The organism is Streptomyces hokutonensis (genome assembly GCF_042751305.1).
GTDB classification, from domain to species: domain Bacteria; phylum Actinomycetota; class Actinomycetes; order Streptomycetales; family Streptomycetaceae; genus Streptomyces; species Streptomyces hokutonensis_A.
This window is the reverse complement of record NZ_JBHYWD010000027.1, coordinates 24,078-39,835: the sequence shown is the minus strand read 5'-3', so window position 1 is coordinate 39,835 and position 15,758 is coordinate 24,078. Positions and strand designations below refer to the sequence as shown.

At 67.7% G+C, this 15,758-nt stretch carries 21 protein-coding genes; 19 read left to right on the top strand and 2 right to left on the bottom strand.

Features of this window, described 5'->3' with window-relative positions:
* Positions 1-471 precede the first annotated feature (471 nt).
* From ACFXC1_RS43310 to ACFXC1_RS43290, 5 genes are all read left to right on the top strand, one after another.
* Positions 472-1,314 (top strand): adenylate/guanylate cyclase domain-containing protein, encoded by an 843-nt coding sequence (locus ACFXC1_RS43310; RefSeq protein ID WP_381253803.1) that lies wholly within the window; start codon positions 472-474, stop codon positions 1,312-1,314.
* A gap of 13 nt (positions 1,315-1,327) precedes the next feature.
* Complete coding sequence (locus tag ACFXC1_RS43305) at positions 1,328-1,912, top strand: hypothetical protein (protein ID WP_381253801.1); 585 nt, start codon at positions 1,328-1,330, stop codon at positions 1,910-1,912.
* Positions 1,912-2,409 (top strand): hypothetical protein, encoded by a 498-nt coding sequence (locus ACFXC1_RS43300; RefSeq protein WP_381253798.1) that lies wholly within the window; start codon positions 1,912-1,914, stop codon positions 2,407-2,409. Before ACFXC1_RS43305 ends, ACFXC1_RS43300 begins: the two co-directional genes overlap by 1 nt.
* Positions 2,410-2,493: 84 nt before the next feature.
* Positions 2,494-2,931, top strand: coding sequence for a GntR family transcriptional regulator (locus tag ACFXC1_RS43295; RefSeq protein ID WP_381253795.1), 438 nt, complete (start codon positions 2,494-2,496; stop codon positions 2,929-2,931).
* Between the two features lie 11 nt (positions 2,932-2,942).
* On the top strand, positions 2,943-3,512 hold the full coding sequence (locus ACFXC1_RS43290) for an HD domain-containing protein (RefSeq protein WP_381253792.1): 570 nt from the start codon (positions 2,943-2,945) through the stop codon (positions 3,510-3,512).
* Here the strand turns inward: ACFXC1_RS43290 and ACFXC1_RS43285 are convergent.
* Positions 3,500-3,973, bottom strand: a complete 474-nt coding sequence (locus ACFXC1_RS43285) for an NUDIX domain-containing protein (protein WP_381253789.1) — start codon at positions 3,971-3,973, stop codon at positions 3,500-3,502. The two genes, ACFXC1_RS43290 and ACFXC1_RS43285, sit on opposite strands and share 13 nt — an antisense overlap.
* Positions 3,973-4,740, bottom strand: a complete 768-nt coding sequence (locus ACFXC1_RS43280; protein WP_381253787.1) for a helix-turn-helix domain-containing protein — start codon at positions 4,738-4,740, stop codon at positions 3,973-3,975. Before ACFXC1_RS43280 ends, ACFXC1_RS43285 begins: the two co-directional genes overlap by 1 nt.
* Positions 4,741-5,238: 498 nt before the next feature.
* Here ACFXC1_RS43280 and ACFXC1_RS43275 point away from each other — a divergent pair, with 498 nt between their 5' ends.
* From ACFXC1_RS43275 to ACFXC1_RS43210, 14 genes are all read left to right on the top strand, one after another.
* The gene (locus ACFXC1_RS43275; protein ID WP_381253784.1) at positions 5,239-6,051 is read left to right on the top strand and encodes a DUF4097 family beta strand repeat-containing protein; all 813 of its coding nucleotides are present in this window, start codon (positions 5,239-5,241) and stop codon (positions 6,049-6,051) included.
* Between the two features lie 45 nt (positions 6,052-6,096).
* Positions 6,097-6,546, top strand: coding sequence for a transcriptional regulator (locus ACFXC1_RS43270; protein WP_381253782.1), 450 nt, complete (start codon positions 6,097-6,099; stop codon positions 6,544-6,546).
* Between the two features lie 93 nt (positions 6,547-6,639).
* A complete protein-coding gene (locus tag ACFXC1_RS43265) occupies positions 6,640-6,930 on the top strand; it encodes a hypothetical protein (protein WP_381254005.1) in 291 nt (96 codons plus the stop codon).
* Positions 6,927-8,054 carry a conjugal transfer protein gene (locus tag ACFXC1_RS43260; protein ID WP_381253779.1) on the top strand — a complete coding sequence of 376 codons (1,128 nt, stop codon included), beginning with the start codon at positions 6,927-6,929 and terminating at the stop codon, positions 8,052-8,054. The genes ACFXC1_RS43265 and ACFXC1_RS43260 overlap by 4 nt, the downstream gene beginning before the upstream one ends.
* Positions 8,051-8,665, top strand: a complete 615-nt coding sequence (locus ACFXC1_RS43255; protein ID WP_381253776.1) for a GGDEF domain-containing protein — start codon at positions 8,051-8,053, stop codon at positions 8,663-8,665. Before ACFXC1_RS43260 ends, ACFXC1_RS43255 begins: the two co-directional genes overlap by 4 nt.
* On the top strand, positions 8,662-9,003 hold the full coding sequence (locus ACFXC1_RS43250) for an RRQRL motif-containing zinc-binding protein (protein WP_328682977.1): 342 nt from the start codon (positions 8,662-8,664) through the stop codon (positions 9,001-9,003). The genes ACFXC1_RS43255 and ACFXC1_RS43250 overlap by 4 nt, the downstream gene beginning before the upstream one ends.
* 166 nt (positions 9,004-9,169) lie before the next feature.
* The gene (locus ACFXC1_RS43245) at positions 9,170-11,398 is read left to right on the top strand and encodes a cell division protein FtsK (protein WP_381253772.1); all 2,229 of its coding nucleotides are present in this window, start codon (positions 9,170-9,172) and stop codon (positions 11,396-11,398) included.
* A 141-nt stretch (positions 11,399-11,539) separates the two neighbouring features.
* Positions 11,540-11,791 (top strand): hypothetical protein, encoded by a 252-nt coding sequence (locus ACFXC1_RS43240; protein ID WP_381253769.1) that lies wholly within the window; start codon positions 11,540-11,542, stop codon positions 11,789-11,791.
* A gap of 16 nt (positions 11,792-11,807) precedes the next feature.
* A complete protein-coding gene (locus ACFXC1_RS43235) occupies positions 11,808-12,002 on the top strand; it encodes a hypothetical protein (RefSeq protein WP_381253767.1) in 195 nt (64 codons plus the stop codon).
* A gap of 19 nt (positions 12,003-12,021) precedes the next feature.
* Positions 12,022-12,489 carry a hypothetical protein gene (locus ACFXC1_RS43230; protein ID WP_381253764.1) on the top strand — a complete coding sequence of 156 codons (468 nt, stop codon included), beginning with the start codon at positions 12,022-12,024 and terminating at the stop codon, positions 12,487-12,489.
* An 18-nt stretch (positions 12,490-12,507) separates the two neighbouring features.
* Positions 12,508-12,798, top strand: a complete 291-nt coding sequence (locus ACFXC1_RS43225) for a hypothetical protein (RefSeq protein WP_381253761.1) — start codon at positions 12,508-12,510, stop codon at positions 12,796-12,798.
* A 181-nt stretch (positions 12,799-12,979) separates the two neighbouring features.
* Positions 12,980-13,858: a bifunctional DNA primase/polymerase gene (locus ACFXC1_RS43220; RefSeq protein ID WP_381253759.1), complete on the top strand. Its 879-nt coding sequence runs from the start codon at positions 12,980-12,982 to the stop codon at positions 13,856-13,858.
* Positions 13,855-14,178, top strand: coding sequence for a hypothetical protein (locus tag ACFXC1_RS43215; RefSeq protein WP_381253756.1), 324 nt, complete (start codon positions 13,855-13,857; stop codon positions 14,176-14,178). Before ACFXC1_RS43220 ends, ACFXC1_RS43215 begins: the two co-directional genes overlap by 4 nt.
* Entirely contained in the window at positions 14,175-15,737 is a 1,563-nt protein-coding gene (locus tag ACFXC1_RS43210; RefSeq protein WP_381253753.1) for a YfjI family protein, read from the top strand. The genes ACFXC1_RS43215 and ACFXC1_RS43210 overlap by 4 nt, the downstream gene beginning before the upstream one ends.
* Positions 15,738-15,758: the final 21 nt, after the last annotated feature.

The following is a 15,758-nucleotide window of genomic DNA, read 5'->3' as shown; positions in this document are numbered from 1 at the left end:
ACCCCCACCCCCCCCCCCCACAACCCCCCGCGCCACAGCGCCACTCCAACACCCAGACCCACACCCCCACCACACCCCCCCCCCCCCCCCCCCGGCGGCCCCCCCCCCTTCCAACTCTGGAGGCCGTGGCGGGAATCGAACCCGCGTAACTCGCTTTGCAGGTTTGTCTGTGCTGGTCAGGGTGCGATCCGCGCGTGTTCGCTGGAGTTCAAACCGGTACGGCCGCAGGGCCCACTGAGGTAGAGCGAACTGCTCTGGACGGCCGCATACGGCCGCGAACGAGACGGAAACTGAGACGGGACGGTTCGCGGAGTCCGCGCTTCGTGATGCTCGAACCTGAATGATCACGACGGGCTCCCGTCCTGTACGTGGTTACCGTGCGGTCGTCCACAGGGCAATCCCGTTGCCCGTCCACGTAGTCATGCCGAACCGGTAAGATTGGCCTTCACGCGCCGCACTTGATAGGGGCGCGTGCCACTGGAGGTGGTCCCTATCTGCGCCTACTCGGCTAGAGAGTCATTTGCCGACCCAATTCTTCAAAGGTTTGCGAGTCTACGGGACATAAGTCATCAGGACGGAATCCTGCGCAAATCAATTTTGGAGAGCGTGTCGCGGGCCACACAGATGGGGCATCCTGATTTTGCTCATCTGCCGCTCGGCGGCAGTGGCACATGCATGGGGGTAACAGCCTTCATCGATATGGCAGCGTTCACGGCTAGAACGTTTTGGGATGATCCGCAAGACGTTTTGTGGCTGAACATGGCCGTACTTACGCAGGTGGCGAAAACTGTTCAAGGGTTTGGCGGTCATGTCCTTGGGCTTCGTGGTGACGGGGTCTTTGCTTGTTTCGGTGACAAACGGATGGCGGACATGAAAGTGGCTGCTGGGGCGTGTGTCGCGGCTTGTGCCTTCATCCTCGATGGCGCGAAAGGTCCCCTAAATGAAGCCCTGGAAGCTCGGGGAATGGAACCCGTTCGCTTGCGTGCGGGTGCAGACTTCGGAGATCTGAGCTTTGTGAGGATCGGAACGGAAACGGCTAGCGAGGTAAATGTAGTTGGTTTCGCGGCGAATTTTGCATCAAAGTGTGAGAAGCATGCTGGAGCTTGGGGTCTGGTAGTGGGGGAGGAGTTGGCTTCGCTTCTTCCTGAGTCGGATATCTCACTGCACGAGCAATCGCCAAAGAGGTATGTGAGGAAAGGTGAGGAGCGGCGATACCGCTTCTATGACGTATCCCTTCCTGTCTACCTAAAGCTGGGTGAGCTCGTTCAGGAGCAACTCAACGGTCGACCCCTAAGCGCCATCGTCCCACACTGAGAGGGAGTATTTAATGACAATTGCCACGCTTCTTAGGCACGTCGGAGTTGATGTGCCGCGATACGTAACTGTTGACGGTGAGATCGTCCTTGACCCGCCGGCCGCCCCGGCGATCTACACGTCCGTGGCCCCCCACCGTTTCCATGGTGGGGAAGATCCAGCCCCGAGTCGTGATGACCGTAGCGGCGCTTGGTGGATCGTTGATCCAGTTGCAAAGGAAGCTGATAAAGCTGCCATGGCTACAGCCTTCCCCTCCTTCTACTGCCTCGATGACGATGGCGACTATGCGTTTTCTGGAACTCTGCGAACGGGGCGCGGCAATTTCGAGATCATGGTATTGCCTCAAGTGGATATGTCACTCCCGTCTGTCTATCCCAAGCCGGGGTTGCGTCTAGGGCGACCCGCCGGTCGAAAATTCGTGTATGCGCCGCACCTCTATCTCTCGGGCGCATTGTGCGTCGCGGATAGAGGGGATTGGAAAAAGGAAGATCATACGACGGCAACCGTTGTCGCGTGGGCGGCGCACTGGTTCTGTGCGTACACTGAATGGCGTTTCACTAATAGGTGGCCGACCGACGGTTATGGGAAGGTCGCCTAATGTCGAATAATCACGACCCTGGCGAGGATGTGCGGGTTATTCTTTCCGAGACGGGTGAATGGATTCGGAACGCCGATACTAAGACGGGCCTCCTCGCCACGGTGCTAGCTGTCTTGCTCGGGGTGATTTCTCAGAAGGCGGAAAATAAAGACATCATCCCGCCTTTCTCTGATGCGACCGATTATGTAGGTTTCTGCTTCCTGGTAGTTACGGTAGGTGCAATTGTCGTCTCCTACTTCTTCTTCTATCGTGTGCTATCTCCTCGTGTCGCCGTTCCGGACGCAGATACGCGTTTCGCCTGGCCGTGGATTGCTCACTCCTCGGTCGCCACGCTAGTTAACCTGACGCCTTCGGCGGCGCGCGAAGAAGGGTGGACGCAAGCAAAGGCGCTGGCTCTCATCACTCAGGAAAAGTTCCGTTACTTTAAGCGGGGTCTCGTCACGTCTGCGATTTCCGGCGTTTTTTTCTTGGTGTGGCTAGTGATCATCTCGACGTAGTGCCGTACGGTCGCGGTCGTCCTCCTGCTGCCCCGTCATGGGACCCTTGGTACCGAGCGGTTGAGCGACGAGAGAGGAGCCGGTGTGCCGGAGGCCAGTCCGCGTGGAACCTACCTGGTTATTGCGGAGTTGCTGCGGAAGGAGATCGTCGAGGGCAAGCCCTTGGCGTCGGAGGCGGCGCTGATGGGGGCATACGAGGTCTCTCGGAATACGATCCGGCGCGCACTCAAAACTCTCGAAGCCGACGGCGTTGTCGAGTCCGCCCCCGGGATCGGTTGGCGTCCCGCTCGGAGTGGGGATCGGCGAACTCTCGTTGAACGGATGGCTGATCTGATCGCAGAGGACGCACTCTCGGTCGGGGATGCGTACCCGTCCGAAGCGAAGCTGTGCGAGCGGTTCGACGCGTCCCGGACCGCCGTGCGCCGCGTTCTGGCGCAGATGGAGGGAAGCGGTCTGCTTGCCACCGTGCACGGCAAGGGACGAACCGTGCGCGCTCTCCCCACTCCCACCGCCCGCCCGTAGTCTTGGCCGCCATGGGACTGACTGAGTGGGCATACACGCTCTCCGAATCGCTGCTCTCCGAACCGCTCCCGCGTCGGTGGGAGCACTCGCTAGGGGTCGCCAAGCGCGCTCGCTCCTTGAGCCCGATCCTGGGGGAGGACGCGGAGCTACTGGAAGCCGCGGCCGTGCTGCATGACATCGGCTACTCGCCGGCCATTGCCGCCACCGGCTTCCATCCCTTGGACGGCGCACGGTTCCTCAGGGATCAGGAAGGTGCGGACGAACGGGTTGTTCGTCTCGTGGCGCATCACTCCTGTGCCTTGCTGGAAGCAGAGGAACGCGGACTCCGTCAGGAACTTGAGGGCGAGTTCGACCTAGAGCGTCCCGACCTGGTAGACGCCTTGTTGTACTGCGACATGACGACGACGCCGGACGGGACACAGACGACGTCGGCTGAGAGGCTGGACGAGATCGTGCAGCGATACGGCGCGGACACGATCGTCGGGCGATTCATCCAGCGTGCGGCCCCCGAGATCCACGCAGCGTCGAAGCGCGTCGCGGACCGGATGGCCGAAGTCTCTGGTAGTGGTCAGCCGATGTAAGGCTCTCGCCGCGTGTCATCGAGACCGTGCTGAATGCGCAGCATCATCGAAGGATGGATGTCCAGTCCGTCAAGGTCCGCCGGATCGATCCAGCGGACCTCTTTCGATTCGCTGCTTGTGCGTAGGGAACCATCGACCGGATGGGCCCGGAAGCAGATGGAGAACTGTTGCCGGACCTCGCCGTCGTCGTACGCCAACACGTGCTGAGGGTCGGTGTAGAGCCCCACGATGTCGTCGACCTCAACGTTGATGCCGGTCTCTTCCCGGACTTCGCGAACGACCGTGTCAGCGATGCGTTCGCCGATGTCGTGGCCACCACCGGGCAGGGCCCAAAGGTCGTTGTCCGTCTTGTGGATCAGCAACAGGCGTCCGGCATCGTCCCGGACCACCGCCGTCACCGAGGGGACCACTGAGTTGGCCTTCGGGGCGTTCGGGTCGCGGAAGTAGTCGATCCGGCTCATCAGCGCGTGCCTTCCCAATCGGCGGGTGATGAGATCCGGCGGGCCGACTCCCACACCTTCTCAACACTCTCAGCGTAGGCGTCGAAGAGTTCACCGCCCGGGACTCGTTGCAAGTGGAGCACGGGGGCCATGTAGGCACCGACCCCGTACAGGTGGCCGTTCGCCAACATCTCGTCATCTGCCCGGTAGATCGAGTTGTAGAGCGTGGTGCCGTGCAAACGGAACTCGACACCGGGCAGGCCGAAGAGCGGGCCGTAGTTGACGAGGGCGTTTCGAATCTTGCCCGCCATCGCAGCGCCGATCCCTTCGTCTTCGCCGCGCATGGCAACGGCCGGCGACGTGGGCTCTCCCAGCATGAAGCGGATGGGCACTCCGTCGGCCGACTTCTCTTTCACGAGGCGGTGGAACGATGCGTCTTCCGTGAGCCAGAACCCGGAGTACACCAGCAGGTCAAACTGACGGGTCGCCTTGGAGTAGAGGTTCGTCCAGAGGGTTTGCATCACGACGGAGCGGTGTGGATAGAGCCTGACCAACTCCGCGTTGCCGGCGGCAGCAACCTCGGCTGACGTGCGTTCGTCCGGCCACAGGTACGACACCTCGCACCTCAACAGCGATGCGGTTGCGAACTGGAATCGGCGATATGGCTTGCGCTCAGGTTCGTTGATCCATCGCTCGACGGTCTTGGCCGCGACCCCGAGTCGTTCGGCGACCTCATCGAGCGTCAGGCCCAAGTCCACTATCGCGCCGCGCAGTCGCTCGTTCGCCATGCCAACCTCCGACTTCCTGGGACGACTTGGTTCGACTTCACGGTAGCTAAGAACGACCTGAGCCGCGCAACCGCGAAGTCGAACGTCGTCGCTGCCGACGCCAGTCTGTAGGTACATCGAGCGCGAGGGACTCGCAGACCTCCAACAGCCGAAGGGCTTGACGGGGCGAACCTCCCTCTGCAAGATGAGGAACACGTACTACATGTTCCTCTCGTTCGGATCGCTTCGGCGGGCCGATCGAGCGCACGACAAGGGGCCCGGGACAGAGCGGGCCGAGGGACCCGGACCCCTGGTCAACCGGAGGGCTCAGACCGAAAGGTCACGTCTCCATACGCCTGAAGCGGGAGCTCGTGTTCCCGAAGGAGACAGCGCACTACTGCACATCAACTCCCTGCTGCTTGCGGGGAGTTGGTACGCACTCCCGGACGCGGCGGCACTCCCGGACAGGACAGCCCGCCGCGCCCGGTCTTGTATCCCGACGCAGTCAGGAGTTCTTCCATGACCGAGCGCATCATCCCCGTGGACGTCGTCGGCCCGATCGCCCTGGATCTGGCGATGAACGCCGGCAGTATCCGCGTCGTCGTTGACCCGGAGCTGAAGCAAGCGCGCATGGTGCTGACGACGGAGGCCACCTCCGGCCCGTCGGCCGACGCGATCCGCGACACCACCGTCAGCCTCATCGGGCAGAACCTTAGGGTCCGCGTCCCGGACGTCGCCGGCGGCATGGGCGGCAGCACCACGATCCGCGTGGGCGGCAACACTATGACGTTCTCCGGCGGCAACGGCGTGCAGTTCGTCAACGGCAACGTCCACATCAGCGGCCACAGCGACGGCAAGGTCTTCATCAACGGCCGCGAGGTCACCGCCACCGGCCCGGCCGGAGACGCGGTCACCCCGATCACCGCCACTATCTACCTGCCCGCGCGGTCGGTGGCCGCGATCGGCACACACAGCGCGAACACCGTCGTCACCGGCACGCTGGCGCGGCTGGAGTACGACGGCACCTCCGGAACGCTGACCGCTGAGCGGGTCGGCGACCTGGAAGCCGTGGTCACCAGCGGCAGCGTCATCGTCGGCGAGGTGAGCGGCCCGCTGGACATCAACCTCACGTCCGGCAGCGTCAACGTCGGCGCCTACAGCGGCCACAACGCCCGGCTGAACCTCACCTCCGGCGATGTCCGCATGGCTGCGACCTCGCAGGCCACGGGCCGTCTGTCCGTGAACGCGACTTCCGGCAGCGTCCGCGTCACCGGCGCCGGTCACCTGAACGTCCGCCGCCGGGTGACCAGCGGCCACGTGCAGATCAGCTAGTACCCCGGCGTCCCTGCCCCTCCTTCCGGACAGGAGTCCGCCACCGTGCACGCTGCCTTGTTCGCCGCCGTGTTCATCGCTCTGTACGTCGCCCACAGCGTGGGTGACCACTGGGTTCAGACCTCGCATCAGTCCGCGCACAAGGGCCGTCCCGGGTGGATCGGCCGTCTCGCGGACGCCCGGCACGTCGCCACCCTGACGCTCACCAAACTCGCCGTGCTCCTCCCGGCCGCCGTACTGCTGGGACTGCACCTGTCGGTGCCCGGCGTCGTCGCCGGACTCGCGGTCGACGCGGCCTCGCACTGGTGGGCCGACCGGCGCACCACGCTCGCGTGGCTGGCCCGGGTGACCGGCAAGGGCGAGTTCTACCGGCTGGGTGCCCCGCGCGCCGGCCGGGACGACAACCCGCACATCGGTACCGGCGCCTACGCGCTTGACCAGTCCTTCCACCACCTGTGGCTCCTGGTCGCCGCGCTGCTCATCGCCACCGTCTGACCCCCGTTCTTCGCGGGGTGGTCGCACTCCCGGACAGGACAGCCGACCGCCCCGCGCCCTTCCCGACGTATCCAGGAGAGATCCATCATGCGTATGCGCACTTTCGTCGCCGGCCAGGAAGCGCACGGCGACAGCGAGTTCGCGGAACTGGCGCTCGGCATCGACGTCGACCTGTTCCGGGGCCCGTTGGAGTTCGAGACGGACGGCGAGCGTGCCGCCCGACAGGACGCGGCCCGTGACATCCTCGCCGACCTGCGTGCGGAGGCGGAGGCCGGTGACGACGTCGCCGGTTGGGACGCCCTCTACGCGGACGCGCTGACCCGTACGGTGCCGTTCCTTCGTTTCGCTCGCGCCTTCCGGCCGGTGACGGGGGAAGCGGCATGAACGAGACCCGCAAGCCCCTGACGAAGGTTCAGATCGGTGTGCTGACGGCCGCGTTCGTGCCGATGCTCGCCACGGGCGTCGTCGGCGGGATCGGCACCTACAGCAATATCGGGCACGCCTATGGCACGGGAACCGCGCTCGGCGCCCTCGGTGCTGGCGAGGGCGCCACCGCCGTACTCGCCCTGGTTCTACTGGGGTTGACCATGCTGGGACAGTCCTCCCCGCGCGTCGTACGGACCGGGCTGTGGGCCCTCCCGGCCGCCGCAGCCGTCATGGGCGCCATGGCCGCGCCCGACCCGGGGCGCACCGTGATCTACGCCCTGACCCCGATGGGCATGTCTGTGTCGGCGGAGGGCATGGCGTTCCTCGCCCGCCGGATCGTCGTCCACACCGACAGCCGCGACGCGGAGAACGAGCGGCGTACCGCCGACATCGTGCAGGCTCTCGCCTACCACCGCGCCCGCGCTGCACATCACCCGGTCGACCGGGTGCGGAAGCGGTCGGACCGGGCTTCGTGGCGGCTGGCCCGCAAGGTCGGAGTCGGCGATGCCGCGCTCGGATCGAGGCTGTTGGATGTCCAGCGCGACCGGATCACCGACGGCGCGGACGCGGCGCTCGCGTCGATGTTCGGCGGTACCGCCCCCGCCCTCGCCCCGGCTTCCGACGTTGTCACGAATGTGGAGGAATCGGCCGGAAGTAGTCGAGAACGGTCTACCTCTGACCTGCCCGTATCGAGCACTCCCACATTCGTGGTGACGCGACTTGTGGTGCCTGACCCGGCACCGGTCGACCTCGGCAAGTCCGGCGTCGGCACGAAGCCGATGCCCGCCGCCGTCCCGGCGGTGAAGCCGGTCCCGATCGCCCCGGCGCCCTTCCGCTCGGTCCCGGCCGCGTCGACCGCACCGCGTCGGGCGACGGGCCGCGTCCCGGTCGCCGCCAAGTCGCCCCGTACCCGCCGCACGCCCGAACAGCTCATGGCGGAAGCACGCAAGGCGACGGCCGGTCTGACGGACGCTCAGGTGACCGGCGAGGGCATCCGCCGGGCCCTGCGCACCTCGCCCGCCAATGCCCGCATGCTGCGTGACGCTCTGCTCGCCGAACGCGCCGGGGTGGTGACGCCGTGAGTACCCTCGCGGCGCTCTTCCCGGCCGTGCCCGCTGTTGGGTGGGCGGTTCACGCCCGGTGGCTGCACCGTCGGTTGACCACCGCGCGCCGCGACCCGCTCACCGGGTTGTGGACGCGGGACGCTTTCACCCGGCGGGCCCGCCGCCTGCTGCGCGACCCGCGCGCCGTGGTCGTGCTGGCGGACGTCGACCACTTCAAGCAGATCAACGACACCCACGGGCATGCGGTCGGTGACGCGCTGCTCGCCACGATCGCCGACCGCCTCGCCCATGGCACCACCCCGCGCGGTGTCGTGGGACGGCTGGGTGGGGACGAATTCGCCGCCGTCGTCATCGACCGCGACAGCACGATGCCCGACCGACTTCACACCCTCGCCCGCGTTCTCGCCCGGCCGGTCGACACCGCCCCCGACGTGCACACCACGGTGTCACTGGGGTGGGTACGCGCGGCCGACCACCCCGGTGAGGACCTGTCAGCGCTGCTTCGCCGCGCTGATGAAGCCATGTATACGGCCAAGCGGTCGGGGCGGTCCGGTCCTCGCCGGGCCCGTCTCGGGCGGCTGCTCGGGTCGGTGGCCGGCCGTCGTCCCGGACGGCGCGGCGCGGCATGAGCACGCTGCCGGTCTTCCGGTGGCACCTCGCCCCGGACGGCTACGCCACGCGCCGCCAACTGCGGGCGCGCGACCTGCGTCCCGGTGGACAGGACGTCGCCGCCCAGCTCGAACGCCCCCGGCGACGGGGCCGCCCGCCGCTTGTCGCCTACCTGTACCGCGTCGACCTCGCCAAACCGGTCCGGCCGATGACGGCGGGCCGGTGGCGGGCCCACGCCGCGATGATGCGCGCTCGCCGCACCTGCCCCGAGTGCCACCGGGACGCCGGATACGTCATCCCGCCCACGCTCGGAACCTGCGTGACCTGCGCCTATCCCGAAGAACAGCGCGCCGCCTGACATCCCCAGCACAGCTAATGCAAAGCGTGAGGCTCTGGCCATAGCTATCAGGAAGTCGTGATAGTTACGGCCCTTCCACGGCCTCACGATCGAACCCGGGTCCGGCCGCCCGACCTTCCACAGCAAGCCGGCCGGACCCTTCGACTCCCGAAGGAGTACGTACATCGTGACCGAGACCACCACCTCCACGCCCGCCGGGGACCCGGAGGGCACCGAACAGCCGACGGCCGCCGTGCTGCCGTTCCCGCTCAAGAAGAAGACCGACCCCGACCCGACCACCCCGAGCGAGGGCACGGTCAAGCCGGGGGAGTGGGAGGCCGAACTCCCCGACACCGACGACCCCGAGGCCGACGGCCTGACCGAGGGCGCCCCGGTCGACCCGCCTCGTGAGGTCTACCCGCCCTCGGTCGCGGAATGGATGGAGGCCAAGGACAAGGCCCGTCTGCCCGTGCTGCCGGACTGGGTGAAGCTCCCCGATCAGCGAACTGCCGTTCGCAAGTGGGCCGTTCGCCACTACTCGGCTGTGATCGGCTACCACGCCGTACGCCTGCCGTGCATCTACACGCCGAAGGTGCTGTGGTACTCGCCGCGGGGGGCGTGGCGTTGGTCGGCCGCGATCGGCCGGTGGGTGTTCGACGCGGAAGGCAAGTCGCTGCGTCTGCACTCCGTGGCCAACGAGGACGCTGCCGAGTACCTGAAGCTGTCGCGGCAGCGCAACGACCGCGTCCGCCTGCGCGGGATCGTCGCGACCGTCGCCGGAGTCGTCGGCCTCGCCGCCACGCTGACCCTGTTCGTCATGGCGCCGTCCTGGCTGTTGCTGCTCGCCGTGGCCACGTTCACGACCACCCTGGGTGTGGTCGGGGCGCCGGCGGACCGACCGCTGATCGACCTCGCCAAGGTGACGTTCCGCAAGCGCAAGTTGTCGTCGGACATCGTGATCCGGGCGCATGAGGCGGCCGGGCTGACCACGAAGGATCAGACCATCGCGTTCCCGAGGCCGATCGGCCGGGACGGGGACGGGTGGCGTGTGATCGTGGATCTGCCGTACGGCAAGACGTTCGAGGACGCGGTGAAGGCTCACGCCCGTCTCGCCTCCGGTATGGACATCGCCCCCACTCAACTCTTCCTGGACAAGGACGAGACGAGCGGGCGTCGGGTGTCGTACTGGATCGCCGACCGTGACCCGCTCGCCGTGCCGTCGGGCAGGTCGCCGCTGTTGGGGGCGACGCGGGTGGACTTCTGGAAGCCGTTCCCGTGGGGCGTGGACGAGCGCGGCAACGCGGTCATGGCCACGATGTTGTGGCTGTCGCTGCTGGTTGGGGCTGTGCCGCGTCAGGGCAAGACGTTCTCTGCCCGCACGATCGCGCTTGCCGCCGCGTTGGACCCGTACGTGCGTCTGTACGTGTTCGACGGGAAGGCGTCCCCGGACTGGCGCAAGTTCGCGTTGGTCGCGCACCGCATCGGGTTCGGCATCGTGCCGAAGAACGGCATCGACCCGGTGGGACACCTGTTGGCGTCGTTGCGGGAGTTGAAGGCGGACGTTGAGGACCGGTACCACCGGTTGTCCGAACTGCCGTTGCACGTCTGCCCGGAGGGCAAGCTGACTCCGGAGATCAGCCGGGACAAGAAGCTGAACATGCCTCTGACCCTGTTCGTGGTCGATGAGGTGCAGGAGTACCTGACCCACCCCGAGCACGGCAAGGAGATCCTTTCCCTGATGGTCTACCTCGCCCGGGTCGCCCCTGCGGTAGGTGTCTCCGTGATGACATCGACGCAGAAGCCGGACGACAAGGCCTGTCCCTCGGAGCTGCGTGACCAGCACCAGGCCCGGTTCGCCCTGCGGGTCGGCGCCTACCAGGTCTCCGACGTCATCCTCGGCGCAGGCTCGTACTCGGAGGGTCTGGACGCGTCCAAGCTCCTCAAGTCCCACAAGGGCGTCGGTCTGCTCAAGGGCATGTCCGACGACTCCGGGATCGTGCGCACCTACCTCGCCGACGGCCGCGACGCCGAACGCATCCTGACCAGGGCCGCCGCGCTGCGCGAGGCGGAAGGGACTCTGTCCGGGGACGCGGTCGGCGAGGTCCCGGCCGTGGAGTTGTCCGCGACGATCCTTGACGACATCGCCGCCGTGCTCGGCAAGGGCGAGGCCAAGGTGTGGTCGGAGACGGTCGTGGACCGCCTCGCCGACCTGCGCCCGGAGGTCTACGGCCCGTGGGCGGAGCTGGAGCCCAAGCCCAAGGCGGAAGCGCTCACCGCCGCGCTCAAGCCGCACGGCATCGGCACGATGCAGATCAGCCGGCGCATCGACGGCGAACAGGTCAACAAGCGCGGCATCAAGCGCGACGACATCGCCACCGCGATTACACAGCGCAACCAGAAGCGGGACGCCGGATAGGTCTCACGGCTTGCTACCGGTAGCGGCAGACGTCGCTACCGGTAGCAAGCCTGCTAGCGACCCAAACCGCGCCTGATCAGGTCGCTAGCGCATAGCGGCCGACCTGCGGAAACCCCTCGAACGCCCCCTGAGAGGCCCCTGATGAGCCTTGTGCTGCTCGCTGCCGCATTCCTCTTGTTCGTCACCCTTGGTTACGTCGTCAAGTGCTGGCTCAGCCCGTTCGGAGACTGCCGCAAGTGCGACGGCATGGGCCACGACGTCAAGACCGACCGCAAGGGCAAGACCAAGCGCGGCAAGGACTGCCGCCGCTGCGACGCGACCGGCAAGCGCATACGCGTCGGCCGCTGGATCTACAACCGCGCCGCGCGCACCTACCGCGCCGGCACCCGCTGACCCGCCGGAGACACCCATGGTCCTCACCATCCCGCTCGTTCTGCTGCTCGCCGTCGTGGTCGGCCTGTTGCTGCGCTTCCGCGCGGTAGGCGCCGGCGCGGCCGTCGTCGTCGCGCTCTTCGGCTTCTACCTCGCCCACACCGGCGCGGCCGACACCGTCAACCAGCTCGTCACCGCCGTCACCGACGCCGTGCCCGGCGTCGGCCGCTGATTCGAAGAGAGCCCCCACCGTGAACGAACCGACCGCGTACGACCGCCCGGCCCGGTACGAGACAGCCGCCGTCGAAGTCCACACCCCCACCCCGATCGTCCCCGCCCACACCGCCCCGCTCATGCCCGTGCAGCCGGGCACCGTCCCGTCCGTGACGAGCATCGTCCTTCCCGACGGCCGCGTCGTCACCGGCTACACCATGGAGCCCGCCAAGCCCGAACCGGTCGCCGCCAAGCCGGCAGTCTCCCGTGCGGCGGTGAACGTCGCCCTCGGGGGCGTCGGGTTCCTCGCCGTGTGCGGCGGACTGCTCATGCTCACCGCGTTCATCACCGCCCTGACCGCCCTGATCACCCAACTCGTCATCCTCGCCGCCGTCATCTTCGGCGGCTGGATCGCCGTGCAGGTGTTCAGCGCGAGCGGCCACCGGGACGGGACCACGGTCAACATCCGCAAGGCCGTCATCAAGCGCAACAAGTTCTACAGCTGACAGGGGAGACCAACACCCGTGATCCGACTGCGTATTCAGGTCGCCCACTGGCCCCGCCGGGCCCTGGTCCTGACCGACACGCCCCGCCCCGACTGCTCCAACTGCGAGGGATTCGGCGGCATCGAGCACTCCTACGGCGACGACAACGGCGAGTACGCCGGTGACGAGTGGGAGCCGTGCGAGTGCTGGAACGAGTCCCGGCGCTGGGCCCTGATGCCACTGCCGGACTGGCCCCGGTGGCTGCGTCGCCGCGACAACGGCCGTGACCCGTGGGGACCCGGCGGCTACAGCGACGAACCGCCCTTCTAACTCTGCCCGTGGGCGGCGGCACTCCCGGACAGGACAGCCCGCCGCCCACGGTCTCCGATCCCGACGTTGCAGAACAGGAGACCTACAGCATGACCGAACCGCGCATATTCGGCGAGGGCCCTTCGAACCTCGCCACCCGAACGAGTCGACTCGCCACTGCCCCGACATTGGGGGCCGTCGCATGACTGCCACGAGCGCCCACCTGCGAACCGCGCTGTACCTGGCTACGTTCGGCGTGCCGGTGCTGCCGCTGCGGGAGGGGAAGGTGCCGTTCGGCAACTGCCGTGCGTGCGCGAAGAACGCGTGCGGCGGACGGCCGAACATGAAGCGCGCCGGCGCCTGCCGTTGCACCGCTCCCTGCCACGCGTGGGCCGCTGCCACCACTGACCCCGCCGTTGTGACCTCCCCGCTGTGGACGCCGGCATGGGAGCGGGCCGTCTGCGTCGGCTACCACCCCGGCGGGGCCGGGCTGACCGTGGTCGACCTCGACAACACGGCAGCGGTCGCGTGGGCCCGCGAGACCCTGCCCACCACCAGGGTCGTGCCGACGACGCGCGGGCAGCACTGGATCTACCGGGGCGTCATGCCCTCCCACAACGCTGTCCGGCCCGGCGTGGACATCAAGTCCCTGATGTCTTACGCCCGTTGGCTCGGACCCGGCACCGGACCCGTGACCGTACTGCCGGACGCCATGCGCGCCCTCGCAGCGAAGGAAGACACCACCCCCACCCCCGGGGAGGTGGACTCTTCCCTTCCCACCCGCGCCACATGGTCGCGCGAGGTGGCCACCGGGTGCCGCCACACCGAGGGCTACGTCCGCACCGGCCTTGACCGTGGCCTCGCCCTGGTACGGGCGCGCACCGAATCCGGCGCCGGATCACAGGCGTTCGGCGTCGCCCGATTCCTCGCCGCACAACACATCGCCTGCCCGGGGCCGTGCGGGCTCCCGACGGCCGGTGAGGAGATCGTGACCGCCGCCGTCTCCGTTGGCGTCCCCGAGGCGTACGCGCGCCGCGCGGTCACCAACGGCCTTGAGAAGGCTGCGGAGCGCGCGGCATGAACAAAGCATCACGAACCCCCGCGAACATCCCTCGGGGCGCCGTACAGGGCCCGCCACGGCCGCGCGTGGGCGAACTGAAGGTCGCCGCCCGCAAGGGCGTCCTTTCTGCCGTTGGTTCTGACCCGCCCACGGTCACCGTCACTGGCATCACTCCGGGACTCCAAGTCCAGTTGGAGGGCGTCCCCGTCGCGGACTGGCTGTGCGTCTGCGGGCAGCACGAACGCGCCCGGGGACATGCCGCCGTCGCCAGGCTCACCGCCCGCGTCATCGTCGGGATCTGCCCCCACACCACCGCCGCCGAAGGGAGGGCCGCCTCATGACTCCACAGCCTGTGGACAGCCCCGACCTGTGGGCCGGACTGCCCACCCTGGAAGACCCGCCCGGCGAGGACGACGCCGCACCGGAGGTGTGGGAAGACCCCATTCCCCTCACCGGCCGCCGCGAGCGACCCGCGTTCCCCGCCCACGTCTTCCCCGCCTGGCTGGGGGAGTTCGTGGCGGCCGTCGCGGAGGAGACGCAGACCCCGGTGGACCTTGCCGGATCGGTCGCCCTCGCCGTGCTTGCCACGGCCGCCGGCGGCCGGTCGGTGGTCCACGTGCGGGGCAACTGGCGTGAACCCACCAACCTCTTCACCGTGGTGGCGCTCCCGCCCGGCAACCGCAAGACCGCCGTCTTTACCCTGCTCACCAACCCCCTGTACGAGGCGGAGAAGCAGCTTCAGGCGGCTATGAAGCCCATGATCGTGGAAGCGGAGCTGACGGCGAGGCTGGCCAAGGAAGCGGCGGACAAGGCCACCGCCAAGGCCGCGTCCGCCGACGGCGACAAGCGCGACGAGATGGTGGCCACCGCCATCGGTCTCGCGCAGACCGCCGACACCCTCACCGTGCCGGCCGAACCCCTCCTGTTGGCGGACGACTGCACACCCGAGACGGTCACCTCGCTCATCGCGGAACAGGGCGGCCGGCTGTCGGTAATGAGCGATGAGGGCGGGATCTTCGACATCATCGCCGGCCGCTACTCGGGCAGTCCCAACATGGAGGTCTTCCTCAAAGGCCATGCCGGGGGTCGCCTGCGGGTGAACCGGCAGACCCGCCGCGAGTACGTCGACGCCCCCGCCCTGACCATGGGCCTGGCCGTGCAACCCGACGTGCTGGTGGACATGGGGAAGATCAAGGGCGGGAAGGGGCGCGGCCTGTTGGGCCGCTTCCTGTACTCGCTGCCGGTGTCGACGGTCGGCGAGCGGAAGGTCATCACCGACCCGGTCCCAGAGAAGACGGCCGCTACCTACACCGCGAGGGTCATCGACCTCACCCTCTCCCTTGCGGGGTGGACCGACCCGGCTCTGATCCAGCTCACCCCCGAGGCGGACGCGGCCCTGATTGCCTATCAGGAACGGGTCGAACCGTGGCTCAAGGCGCGTGGCGGGCGGCTGGGTCACATCACCGACTGGGCCGGGAAACTGGTCGGAGCGACCGCCCGTATGGCCGCTCTGCTGCACCTCGCCGAACACGGCGGCAACGGCTACGCCCACCCGGTCACCGTGGCCACCATGAACGCGGCCATTGAGCTGGGGGAGTACTACACCGCTCATGCCCTCGCCGTGTTCGACGCCATGGGTGCAGACCCGGTCGTGGGCCGTGCCCGCAGCGTGCTGGAAGCGCTGCGGGACAACGGGTGGGAGGACATCAGCCGGCGGGACCTCTTCACTGTGCTGTCCCGCAGCGAGGTCCCCACCGTCGCCGACCTCGAACCCGCCCTCGCGCTGCTGGAAGAGCACGGATACGTGCGCTCGTACCAACCTGAGCGCACCGGCAGGCGCGGACGGCCTCCGGCGCCCCGCCTCTTGGCCCACCCCGTGCTACGGCAGCGCGGTCGGTGACCCAGCTGCGCCCTCAACACC

Bases quoted from the DNA above. Each gene is read 5' to 3' on its own strand.
- ACFXC1_RS43290 (WP_381253792.1), top strand. From the start codon at position 2,943: ATGGGACTGACTGAGTGGGCATACACGCTCTCCGAATCGCTGCTCTCC.
- ACFXC1_RS43305 (WP_381253801.1), top strand. From the start codon at position 1,328: ATGACAATTGCCACGCTTCTTAGGCACGTCGGAGTTGATGTGCCGCGA.
- ACFXC1_RS43265 (WP_381254005.1), top strand. From the start codon at position 6,640: ATGCGCACTTTCGTCGCCGGCCAGGAAGCGCACGGCGACAGCGAGTTC.
- ACFXC1_RS43240 (WP_381253769.1), top strand. From the start codon at position 11,540: ATGAGCCTTGTGCTGCTCGCTGCCGCATTCCTCTTGTTCGTCACCCTT.
- ACFXC1_RS43215 (WP_381253756.1), top strand. From the start codon at position 13,855: ATGAACAAAGCATCACGAACCCCCGCGAACATCCCTCGGGGCGCCGTA.
- ACFXC1_RS43285 (WP_381253789.1), bottom strand. From the start codon at position 3,973: ATGAGCCGGATCGACTACTTCCGCGACCCGAACGCCCCGAAGGCCAAC.
- ACFXC1_RS43250 (WP_328682977.1), top strand. From the start codon at position 8,662: ATGAGCACGCTGCCGGTCTTCCGGTGGCACCTCGCCCCGGACGGCTAC.
- ACFXC1_RS43280 (WP_381253787.1), bottom strand. From the start codon at position 4,740: ATGGCGAACGAGCGACTGCGCGGCGCGATAGTGGACTTGGGCCTGACG.
- ACFXC1_RS43275 (WP_381253784.1), top strand. From the start codon at position 5,239: ATGACCGAGCGCATCATCCCCGTGGACGTCGTCGGCCCGATCGCCCTG.
- ACFXC1_RS43260 (WP_381253779.1), top strand. From the start codon at position 6,927: ATGAACGAGACCCGCAAGCCCCTGACGAAGGTTCAGATCGGTGTGCTG.
- ACFXC1_RS43235 (WP_381253767.1), top strand. From the start codon at position 11,808: ATGGTCCTCACCATCCCGCTCGTTCTGCTGCTCGCCGTCGTGGTCGGC.
- ACFXC1_RS43210 (WP_381253753.1), top strand. From the start codon at position 14,175: ATGACTCCACAGCCTGTGGACAGCCCCGACCTGTGGGCCGGACTGCCC.
- ACFXC1_RS43300 (WP_381253798.1), top strand. From the start codon at position 1,912: ATGTCGAATAATCACGACCCTGGCGAGGATGTGCGGGTTATTCTTTCC.
- ACFXC1_RS43220 (WP_381253759.1), top strand. From the start codon at position 12,980: ATGACTGCCACGAGCGCCCACCTGCGAACCGCGCTGTACCTGGCTACG.